Annotated in this window: 15 protein-coding genes; 9 read left to right on the forward strand and 6 right to left on the reverse strand. The window is 25.3% G+C overall.

Features of this window, described 5'->3' with window-relative positions:
• Window positions 1-798: 798 nt before the first annotated feature.
• Window positions 799-1110 (forward strand): helix-turn-helix domain-containing protein, encoded by a 312-nt coding sequence (locus IC213_RS19830; protein WP_227863540.1) that lies wholly within the window; start codon window positions 799-801, stop codon window positions 1108-1110.
• Between the two features lie 135 nt (window positions 1111-1245).
• Here the strand turns inward: IC213_RS19830 and IC213_RS19835 are convergent, their stop codons facing one another.
• The 3 genes from IC213_RS19835 to IC213_RS19845 form a co-directional block, all read right to left on the reverse strand.
• Entirely contained in the window at window positions 1246-1434 is a 189-nt protein-coding gene (locus IC213_RS19835) for a helix-turn-helix domain-containing protein (RefSeq protein WP_227863541.1), read from the reverse strand.
• Window positions 1435-1692: 258 nt separating this feature from the next.
• Window positions 1693-1848 (reverse strand): hypothetical protein, encoded by a 156-nt coding sequence (locus tag IC213_RS19840; RefSeq protein ID WP_227863542.1) that lies wholly within the window; start codon window positions 1846-1848, stop codon window positions 1693-1695.
• Between the two features lie 223 nt (window positions 1849-2071).
• Window positions 2072-2479, reverse strand: a complete 408-nt coding sequence (locus IC213_RS19845) for a hypothetical protein (RefSeq protein WP_227863543.1) — start codon at window positions 2477-2479, stop codon at window positions 2072-2074.
• A 392-nt stretch (window positions 2480-2871) separates the two neighbouring features.
• Between IC213_RS19845 and IC213_RS19850 the strand changes: the two genes are divergently transcribed.
• Window positions 2872-3183 carry a helix-turn-helix domain-containing protein gene (locus tag IC213_RS19850; protein ID WP_227863544.1) on the forward strand — a complete coding sequence of 104 codons (312 nt, stop codon included), beginning with the start codon at window positions 2872-2874 and terminating at the stop codon, window positions 3181-3183.
• A 178-nt stretch (window positions 3184-3361) separates the two neighbouring features.
• Here IC213_RS19850 and IC213_RS19855 read toward each other — a convergent pair whose 3' ends face one another.
• The 3 genes from IC213_RS19855 to IC213_RS19865 form a co-directional block, all read right to left on the reverse strand.
• Complete coding sequence (locus IC213_RS19855) at window positions 3362-3556, reverse strand: helix-turn-helix domain-containing protein (protein ID WP_167641004.1); 195 nt, start codon at window positions 3554-3556, stop codon at window positions 3362-3364.
• Between the two features lie 206 nt (window positions 3557-3762).
• Window positions 3763-3921, reverse strand: coding sequence for a hypothetical protein (locus IC213_RS19860; RefSeq protein WP_167641003.1), 159 nt, complete (start codon window positions 3919-3921; stop codon window positions 3763-3765).
• A 166-nt stretch (window positions 3922-4087) separates the two neighbouring features.
• Window positions 4088-4297 (reverse strand): helix-turn-helix domain-containing protein, encoded by a 210-nt coding sequence (locus tag IC213_RS19865; protein WP_227853417.1) that lies wholly within the window; start codon window positions 4295-4297, stop codon window positions 4088-4090.
• Between the two features lie 1432 nt (window positions 4298-5729).
• Between IC213_RS19865 and IC213_RS19870 the strand changes: the two genes are divergently transcribed.
• From IC213_RS19870 to IC213_RS19900, 7 genes are all read left to right on the forward strand, one after another.
• On the forward strand, window positions 5730-6692 hold the full coding sequence (locus IC213_RS19870) for a ParM/StbA family protein (RefSeq protein ID WP_227831841.1): 963 nt from the start codon (window positions 5730-5732) through the stop codon (window positions 6690-6692).
• Between the two features lie 17 nt (window positions 6693-6709).
• Window positions 6710-6988, forward strand: a complete 279-nt coding sequence (locus IC213_RS19875) for a hypothetical protein (RefSeq protein WP_227831840.1) — start codon at window positions 6710-6712, stop codon at window positions 6986-6988.
• A gap of 343 nt (window positions 6989-7331) precedes the next feature.
• A complete protein-coding gene (locus IC213_RS19880) occupies window positions 7332-8186 on the forward strand; it encodes a hypothetical protein (RefSeq protein WP_227853418.1) in 855 nt (284 codons plus the stop codon).
• 192 nt (window positions 8187-8378) lie between these two features.
• Window positions 8379-8609 carry a hypothetical protein gene (locus IC213_RS19885; RefSeq protein WP_227853419.1) on the forward strand — a complete coding sequence of 77 codons (231 nt, stop codon included), beginning with the start codon at window positions 8379-8381 and terminating at the stop codon, window positions 8607-8609.
• Window positions 8610-8723: 114 nt separating this feature from the next.
• Window positions 8724-8951 (forward strand): hypothetical protein, encoded by a 228-nt coding sequence (locus tag IC213_RS19890; RefSeq protein WP_227853420.1) that lies wholly within the window; start codon window positions 8724-8726, stop codon window positions 8949-8951.
• Between the two features lie 2 nt (window positions 8952-8953).
• On the forward strand, window positions 8954-10399 hold the full coding sequence (locus IC213_RS19895; RefSeq protein WP_227853421.1) for a hypothetical protein: 1446 nt from the start codon (window positions 8954-8956) through the stop codon (window positions 10397-10399).
• Between the two features lie 114 nt (window positions 10400-10513).
• The coding region (locus IC213_RS19900; protein WP_227863545.1) for an HU family DNA-binding protein at window positions 10514-10788 on the forward strand (275 nt) is incomplete at its 3' end.

Below are 10788 nucleotides of genomic sequence, written 5' to 3' on the forward strand. Positions count from 1 at the left end.
GCTTCATTCCTTTAATATCCTTTTGCATTTCTTGTAATAACTCTAATATTTTTTCATCCATGCCGTTCACACTCCTATTTTATTATTATATCATAATTTAAGTGTTGTATTCTAACACTTACTAAAATAATCTAAAATAAATAGTTTAAATAATTTTAGTAAAAGTTAGATAGTTTATAACCATGTAGGTGTTAAGCAGTACAAACTATAATTTTAATGCTTAATCTTGAGTACTTTTGATAATGCAGTACTTCACAACTGCTATGTCGTATTAAGTTGTATTGAGTGCTATTTTAGAAGCAACTAAGTTGATACCTCAGATTTTTATAGGCTAACAACTGGAAACTTTTATATATTTCATTCATTTAATATCTTAATGTTGGGAACACCTCACCAACTAGTATGACCAATCCATTTTTGTAGTTAAAAAATGAAGAAAAAACTATGTGGAATATTTGTGTTGTGTGCCTTTCACCATTCACACCATTTAAAAAAGTCAACTTAAAGGTAGTAATTTTTTAATAGTAGTTTAATATTTCTTAATAGAACCCTTTAAGATATTAGCTTTAGAAATTTAAGAAGGCTTTGCCTGTTACTTCATTTGAGAGGTGGCTTTGTGTTTTCTTGTTCTCCCTTGCTATGATTTAATTATAGACCAAAAAGGATTATATGTCAATACTTAAATTAAAAAATATAGACCAAAAAGGATTACAAAATAAAAAAGATAATCCGTTTTGGCTACCTTTTAATTGTTTATACAATTTTAATATGTTATCATAAAAAGAAAGAGGTGATACAATGAATAGATTGAGAGAGTTAAGAAAAGAAAATAAATACACTGTTCAGGATGTAGCGGATAAATTAAGTGTAAATAAAAATAGTGTAGTTAGATGGGAAAATGGTAATAGAAAAGTAGACACAGAAAAGTTAATTGAATTATCTAATATATACAATGTAAGTATAGATTATATATTATGTATTACAGATAATAGAGAGAATATACAACTAGAAGAAGAAGAAAAACAACTATTAAACAATTATAGAGAATTAGACACTAAAAGTAAAACAATAGTGCAAGAACAAATAAATACATTAAAGAAATTATTTTAAGCTAGGTTAGATGTCTAGCTTTATTTTTTTATATTCGATTTTAAAAATTAAAGGTACAAACACAAAGAGATAGTATTGTAATGTGCTTAGAATAGCATCAAATAGCTTATGCAATAAATTAGACTAGCTTATAAGCTAGTCTAATAATTCTAATGGGTTTATATTTAAAAATTTATATATCTTTTCAAATTCACTAATTGTAAATTGATTTTCTCCCTTTTCTTTTCGATGATAATTTCTTAAAGATATATCCAACATTCTTGCAATATCTTCCTGAGAATATTTTTTTTCTTTTCTTATATTAATTAATTTTTCTAATTTCATACTATCACCTCATTATTATTATAGCAAAATTGGGTTACTTATGTATTAACTAACCCAATGGATATTAAAAGTAAACAATATATATTGCTTTTAATGCAAAATATAAAAAGAATAATAAACCTAATACTTTTGCTGTTTGCAATATAGTTTTAATGTGTTGATTCATTAAATCACCTCATTTACTTTTAATATTAGGTGTGCTACAATATACCCATAGAAATATATCTATAGATATATTGTAAGATTACTTTACTAATTTTACTTGGATATGTAGTTTAGTATTGTAATCCAGCCCAATAAAGAAACTAAAGCAATAAATATTGTTTCAAGTGATTTAAACACTTGTAATACGAGCTTTTCAAGTTGTACGACCAACTCGATTAGCTCTTTTATTTTGTCTTTGGTTACTTTCATCAAGCACACCCCCTAATATTAAATTGTATAGATAAGATTAATTCTTATCATAAATCTATTATATAATAATATGACAAATTAGTCAAGATTTTTTTGTCTTATATTTTTTCAAAAAATCCGATGACTCGCATACTTATATAAATATATATATCAATATGCAGGTCATCGGAAAAATCATAAAAATATAAAAGTACTTAACAAAATGTCAAGTACTTTTTATAAATTATTTTACTTTTTTTAATTTAGTTATATCTTTCCAATTATCTATTGTAACAGTTTCTAAAGTGCTTAATTTATTAGTAATTTCCTGTATGTCATCTTTTGCACTAGTCATATCACCTTGAACACGTGATATATCAAAAGACATTTTGTCATGTTCTGCTTTGCTTACATCTGCTTTATGTTCTAGTGCTTTAAGAATTTGAGTATTCTCTTTCAATTGAGATTCTACTATATCAAGTCTATTATTAGTTTCAACTTGTCCAGTTTTTAAATCTGTAATATCTTGTTTCATGCCATCAAGTCTAGTATTAATTCCTTTGATTTCACCTTGTATCCCTTTGATGCTACCTTGCATTTCTTTGATACTGCCTTGCATTTCTTGTAATAATTCTAGTATCTTATTTTCCATCACGACCACGCTCCTTTTATTATTATAACATAATTCTAAGTACTATATTCAAGTACTTAATAAAACAATCCGTAAATTATTTTACTAAATACTTGATGTGTTTTTGATAATGACATGCTTCATAATTGCTATGTCATATTTAGTTTTCAATATTATTTATTAGCTTAGAGTTTTAAGAGGGTTCTTCGCCTGTTACTTCTGTAAGAGGTGGTTCAGTGTTTTCTTGTTTTTCCTTGCTATGATTTAATTATACAACCAAAAAGGATGCATGTCAATATAAAAATAAAAAAATAATACCAAAAAGGATTTATTTATTTTATAATACTAACCTTTTTGGTGTTGTTTAAAGTTATTTCATATGATATTATAAATGTAAAAAAGAAGGTGGGAAAATGAATAGACTAAAAGAAGTTAGAAAAGAAAGAGGCTATAATATACAAGAAATAGCTGATAAACTAAATGTAGCTTATAATAGTGTTTTAAGGTGGGAAAATGGTAATAGAAAAATAGATATAGATAAATTAGTTGAGTTGTCTAATATATACAATGTAAGTATAGATTATATATTGTGTAAAACAGATTTAAAAGAAAATATACAACTAAAAGAAGAAGAGGTCAAGCTATTAGACAATTATAGAGAGTTAGACACTAAGAGTAAAACAATAGTACAAGAACAAATTAATACATTAAAAAAACTACTGTAAGCTAGATATATAATTCTAGCTTATTTTTATATTCGATTCTAAAAAATAAAGGTACAAACATAAAGTGGGTATGTTACAATGTGCTTAAAATGGATTTAAATAGCTTGTACGATGTATTGTTATAATAAAATAGACTAGATATATTACAATCTAGTCTATTGAGTATTATTAAATTATTTTATTTAATGTTAAGTATCTCCCTTGCTTCTATATCATAAAGATTTATAAGCTTTTCAATTTCTGATGCTGTAAACTCTGTTTTGCCTTTTTCTTTATTTTGATAACTTCTTACGGACATATTTAAATGATATGCTAGTTCGGTTGGAGTTAATTTATTATCTTTTCTTAATTGTGAAACTTTGTCTAGTTTCATTCTATCACCTACTTTACAAATAAACTATATACATGGCTTTTAATGCAAAATAAAGGAATATACATAATCCTAAAAATCGAAGTATTTTAAAGATTGTATTTGTATGTTGGTTCATTAAATCACCTCTTGTATAATTAATATTGGGTGTGTTACAATATACCTATATAATGTACTTATAGGTATATTGTAAGGGTTTTATGTTATCTTTAATTAAATATAATATAGATAAAAATAAAAACCCAGCCTAATAAAGATATTAAAGATATAAAAATATGTTCAGCAGATTGAATTATCTGAACTATGAGCTTTTCAAGTTGTCCTACCAACTCGATTAGCTCTTTTATTTTGTCTTTAGTGAACTTCATCAAGACACCCCCCAATATTAAATTATTTAGTAAGTTTTTCTTACTATGATTAGATAATATCATAAATGGAATAATATGTAAATATATTTCGGTAAAATATTTCTGAAATATATTTGCACATTAAAATAGACTAGATATGTTACAACCTAGTCTATTGAGTATTATACTATACATTTTTTCTATCTAACAAACTTAATATTTCCTTATCACTTAAATTCAGTACATTAAATATCTTTTCCAAATCTCCGATATAGAAAGGTCTTTGTCCATTCTCCTTACTTGAATAACTTCGATAAGACATATCAATATAAGTAGATAATTGTTGTTGTGTTAGTCCCCTTTCAAGTCTGTATTGTTTCAATAAATCTAGCTTCATTAATCAGTATTCACCTCCTAAAACAATCGTTTAATGTTTATTATTAATGCAAGAATAACTATTAAACAACCAACACCATACAATATACATGTTTTAGTATCTCTTTTCATAGCTTGTTTAAATGTGTTATAATATATAGTAGACGTATCACCCATACAAGAGTCGGTACACTCTTGTATAGGCTTATTGTTTTACTTATTAATAAAACAATAGATAGTGATTAGAGAACTTATTATACTCACTATGTTAAAGGTTATAATAAAAACTTTCTTTAACAATAAAACTTTGCTGATACGTCTACTATGCTTACCCACATTATTGTTCCCCCTTTATGTTAAATTTTGGTACAAGTTTATTATATCATTAACAACTACAATATTGCAAGTAAAATAATGTTATTTATTATATATATTTATTTAAATGTAGTAATTTCAATAGTTGCAAGTCTTGAGGTCTATTTGACTCTTTAATGTCTGAATGATGTCTGAATGATGTCTGAATGATGTCTATAAGACTTTCTAATCTATAATAAAAATTTCTATACAATATAAAAAATTATATAATTATGGACACTATATAAATTTAATAAAATTCAGTAATTGCAATAGTTTTATAGCGTATAAAAAGCAATGACTGACATTTTACTGACAAATTAAAAGGATGTACCTTTAAATACGTTGAAAATACTGGGTTTTATAAAAATGGCATAAAATACTTACTTTTATGTCCTTTTTTACTGACAAAAATGCCAACTTAAAAAAGTAGTAAAAAGTAATATTTATATTAATTAAATAAGGTTAATTTGTTATTTAAACTTAAAAAAAAATGAAAAAATAGGATGGGGGTATTTATAGTAAAGTGACTGGAAGTGCAACAAAAAATTGGGTATAGTTCTTTCATTTCCACGAATAATTTTTACAGACGAATTTACAGACAAAATAAACCTTATATTCTAGCAAATCAATACTTTAAAATTCAAGTTTTTATATACGATATATTACAATAACAACACTTCAAGCCTACAAATCTACATTGAAACTGTCTTCAATCTTTAGTTAGAAAATATCAAATAATAAAACTAAAACACATAGCAATATAGAACAATAAAAATCAGGAGAAAATAGATGTTTTTTATTAAAATTTTGTGTGTAAATTGGAAATAAAAATAAATATCAGAATATGTTGAACGATTTTTTATATAAAATGATATAATGTGAATATATCAATGATATATCAATAAAAGAATTAATGATTTGAAAAAATATTGATATATTAATGAATTTATAGTTAAAATACATTAATATATCAATAAATGATGTGTTTTAATTTGTAGAAATAACGCTATAGTATTAAGATATTAATGATATATCAATAGCCAAAAAATATAAAATATGGTATTATATAGTTAATCTATTTTTAGGAGGAATAAAAAATGGAACAAAATAACAAAGAGATAAAACAAGCAGAGAATAAAGTTGAAAATAAGGAAATTCAAGTGATAGGATTAGATGTTGGTAGAGGATATGTAAAAGCATACTCTCAGTACAAAGGTAAAACTAAACAATGCTTATTTAAATCAATCATAGGGACAGGCAGGGAGTTAAATTTTGAAGAATATGATAACCCTATATATATAAATTTTGATAATGAAGACTATTTTGTTGGCTTATTAGCTGAAGAAGAAAGCTCATATCCAATTAGAAATTCAGATGACAGAAAAAATAGTTTAACAGTACAAGTTCTAGTAGCCGCTGCACTTAACCAAGTAGCTATAGCAGATGAAGTAAAAATAATGTTTGGAGTACCATATAAGAACTTTAGAAAAACTACATTAAATGAGGTTATAGAAGGTTACAAAGGAAAAGAATTTAATATAAAAGACAACATAGAGAACACATATAAGAAAGTAAGAATAGCTGATGTAAACATATTTAGAGAAGCAGATGCGGGAGTTTACGCTATATTAAAAGGTCAGAAGAATACAAGACCTATAGCACTGGCTACAATAGGCTATAGAACAACAGAACTAACATATTTTAACGAGAATCTTAAAAGAGTAGACAAACTATCAGAAACAGTAGAGCTAGGTAATCAAGATGCTTTAAGTACAATAAAAGATAAACTAGAAAAAGAAAATATAACTAAAGAAACACATGAGATAGATTCATCGAATAAGTATGATTACATGAAGAAACCAGAATATAAATTATTCTCTGAGAGAATACAACAAATATTATCCAATAAATGGAAGAATATGAATGAAGTAGATGTTTATATAGCAGGAGGAACAGCGTTAAATATGGAATTTGATAATGTTAAATTTAAGCTTGTAGAAAATGCTCAAATGGCAACAGCAAAAGGATTATTTATAGTAGGATTAAATTATTTTAACTAGATTAGGTGTGAAATGTAATGAAAAAAACAACAAGTTATACTTTAGAAAAAGACTTATTTGAAAGTATAGAGAGATATAAAGAAGAGAAGGAACTTACAAGTAGAAGCTCTGCATTGGAGAGAATGTTACTGGAGAGAGAATCTTTACTTAGAGAAAATAGCCTAATGAAATCAATATTATCTGGTAAAGCTATAAATTTAGATAATAATATTAGAACTGAAAATGTACAAAGAAGAAAAGAGCCAACTGTACTAGAAGAAAGCATTAACGACATATATAGTGATATGCCAGATTAAATGTATATCTACTCCTTTAAATATTGGGGTAGATATTTTTTTTAAAAGTAGTTGCGATATAATAAGATATATATTATAATAAAAATATAGAAATGATATTTCTGAAGCAACTTGTTGCGAAGAACAATTGCAAGATGGGTTTTATCTTGCGATTGGGTTATCACTTTTATAATATTTTTTTAAACATTGTTTTTAACATAGGAAAAATAGGCTTTTTAAAGTGTGTGTAGCACTTTTGTTAAAAAAATGAAAGGAGGTAGTATTTATAGTAAGAAGAAATGAATTTATAAAAGACATTATCGTTACAGATAAGAGAACTGGAGAAGTAGTAGAACATCGAGGGATGAAAAGAGGTGAAGTACTTGAAATTGGTAAGAGGAAAAGAAGTTTTTCACCAGAAGAAAAAGCTATCATGAATAGCAAAAAAGAGTTACCATATCATAATTTTAAGTTAGGAGGTTTTGTATTTTGTGCTTATGTAAAAAATGAATTATTATTTAATGAAGTAAATATAAGCAGAGCTAATATAAGTAGACTAATATACCTTGCAACATATTTAAACTATAATACAGGAGAAGAAAACTTATTGGTTAGATATTCTCAATTTAAAGAAATAATTCCTATAGATAGGAAAAATATGAAAGAAATATTAAACCTTAAGGATAGAGCATTTAGAGATTTCTTAATAGATGTAAAGAAAAGCGAATTGTTGTATGAATTTAGTAATAAATTTTATATAAATCCAAAGTATTTTACAAAAGGAATTTCTAAATTTGAAAATAAAGAATATACAAGAATCTATATAAATACAAGTAGATTTCTCTATGAACATTGTACACCAAGACAACATAAACAATTAAGTTATATATATCAACTCATACCATATATACATTTCGAGAGCAATATCTTATGTCTAAATCCTTATGAATCAGATATTTCAAAAATAGAGAAAATTAGTTTGCATAAAATTTGCGAGTTATTAAATATTGATTCTTCAAAACAATACATGCTTAAATTTAAAAAAGAATTACTTAAATTTTATATAGAAGTAAATGTAGATAAATATTATTTTTTTAAATATGTAATTGTTGAAAATTCTTATGAAAATACTGATTATTTTATTATAAATCCTTATGTAATTTGGAGAGGTAACAATTTAAATGAAGTAAAGAAAACAATTAATTTATGTTTTTTTTAATTTATATCTAGTTAGACCAGTCTCAGAATAAGAGGTAATGAACACTAAAAAATGGCAAAAAACGTTTAAAAATAGGCGAAAAATAAAATTTAGGGGTGGCGTAAAAAGTTTACTTTTGGGCAAAAAAGTGGCGTAAAAAGTTTACACCTTGGATATAAAATTAAATTTTATTTAGATAAAAATAGGAAAGAGGTGTTTAAGATTAAAACAGATTTTAGTATTGATGCTAGACGAAAACCTTTAAGTGGAAGGATAAGATTTTATGAAAATAGTACAATAGAAATTATATCTAATAAGCAAGTAATGAGATTTGATGAAAATGGAAACGTATATTATAACAATAAGAAAATAGGCACAGATGAAGAATTATTTAAGTGTGTACAGATATTTTTCAAATCAATTTTAAAGTTAGAAAATCTATAATGTATAATCATTTATACATATCAATAATAACAAATCTATAAATTCAAGTCTAATAAAGCAAATCTTTACAAATCAAATTTAAAATTAAGATAAATTAAAAATAAAAGGAGAATTATGAAAGAAAAAATAGAGCTAATATATTTAGAAGATTTAAAGAAATCAGAAGAAATAAAGTTAAATAAAGATGATAAATATGAAAGAAAAATAAATACATATATGGAAATGAGTGAAAAGTCTTCATATGAAATAGTAAATAGAAGGCATGAGGGGGATTCTAAGGATGAAATATGGGATTATGATGATACAGACTATGATGATGGATTACAAGGAAGGGAGATATAATATTGATATATAATAATAACAATTTTTATGAAAGTATAGATGGTAGATATGCACAAGATTACATAAAGAATTTAGATTACAGTATAGATAGTTGTTCAGAGAGAATTAAATATGTTGAAAAACGATTAGGAGTTAAATATACATGGTTTGAAGAAGGGGAGAAGAGTTATAGTAACAAATATTATAATTCTGTTACAAAAAGAAATGAGAATGTTGTTACAAGAGTAAATTACCAAGAGAAAAAGCAATTTAATGATAAATTTTGGGAAGAAATATTTGAACAAACTTCGGATAGTCCCTTAAATAAAGATGGTATATATTATGTAGAGAATAATAATAAAGAAATTATAATGGGGCATAAAGAATTTATTAAATGGTGTGAATCCAAAGGTGTGAATCCAAGTGAATATACAGGTGTAGTTAATCCATTTAGTAACAGTGAAGGCACATGGAACTATACACATCAAGATACATCAAAAATTAAATTAATATTAAATAAAAATGACAGTACATATTCAACTTCTAATATAGCTAAGAGCTTAGAAATACTAGCTAGTTATATATTAGCTGTAGATGATAAACAAAAAGAAACTAAAATAAAAATATATAACTCAAAAGAACTATTTCAAAGAGCATGTCAAGAAGAAGCATTTCTAAATAAGGTAGCTACAGTTAATGGAGGAAACATCAATTCAAAAATTTCTAATAAAGATGGATTTAAAGAAGACACTTCATTTGCATTTTTTCAGTTACCTAATAACTACAAAAAAGTAAAAGATATAAAAGTCAAACCTAAAGATGCAAAAAAATACCCAGTCATAAAAATATATTCAGATACTTATGAGTGGTATAAAGCTAAATATAAAGAGCTAGGGAGTAAACAATTAAATAAAGAAGAATCGAAACTTAAGAGAGTAGTTAGAAAGAATTTAAAGTTATTAAAAAATGATATGATAGATGCTAAAAGTTTAATAGAAAGACCTATTATTTGGAAAGCACCATTAGCCGATGCAGGAAGCCCTGACTGGGATTATCTTGACATGTTTGATAAATCACATGTAAGAGAGCTTTTAAGGGTTCAAAAAGGAAATGATTTACAAGATGACTTATCATGTATTTTTATGGATTTAAATAACCTCATATCTAAAACGGAGTTTACTACAGTTCAGAAAGAAATATTGGATTTATATAGAAAAGATAAATCGTTAGATTACATTTCAGATTTAATGAATATAACACCTCAAGCAGTAAATAATCAAATAAATAAGATAGTAAACAAAATAATAGATACATATGAGAAAAATTATGAAGAAAACTATTATTATATCTCTGTTTCTAAAGGTAAATATAAAAGATGTAGTAGATGTGGTGAAATAAAATTAGTATCTAATTTCAATAAGAATAAAAGAAGAAAAGATGGTTATGAAACTTTTTGTAGTTCATGTTAACGCAAGTAAAGTGGTTTAAAAAAGGGCTGCTTAAAACATATTAATAATGTAAGGGGATAAAAAAAACCTCTTATTATCAAATGAAAATTATATGAAAAAGGGAGATTGAAAAATATGAAAACTAAAGAATTTATAAAAATGATAGCAGAGGGATTAGATGTATCACAGGTAAAAGCGAGAGAAATACTTGATGTGGTAGAAGAAAAAAGAAATGAAGTATTAAAAAATGGTGATGAATTAACTCTAATGGGAGTTAAGTATTTAACTAAAGTACAAAAAGGAAGAGAAGGAGAAATGACTCTTGAAGATGGAACTAAAAAGCCTTGGAAGACTGAAGATAAAAGAGTTCCTAAAATAAAAGCGACTAAATCTTTAAAAGATGCAGTAAT

The organism is Clostridioides sp. ES-S-0049-02, assembly GCF_020658465.1.
GTDB lineage: Bacteria > Bacillota > Clostridia > Peptostreptococcales > Peptostreptococcaceae > Clostridioides.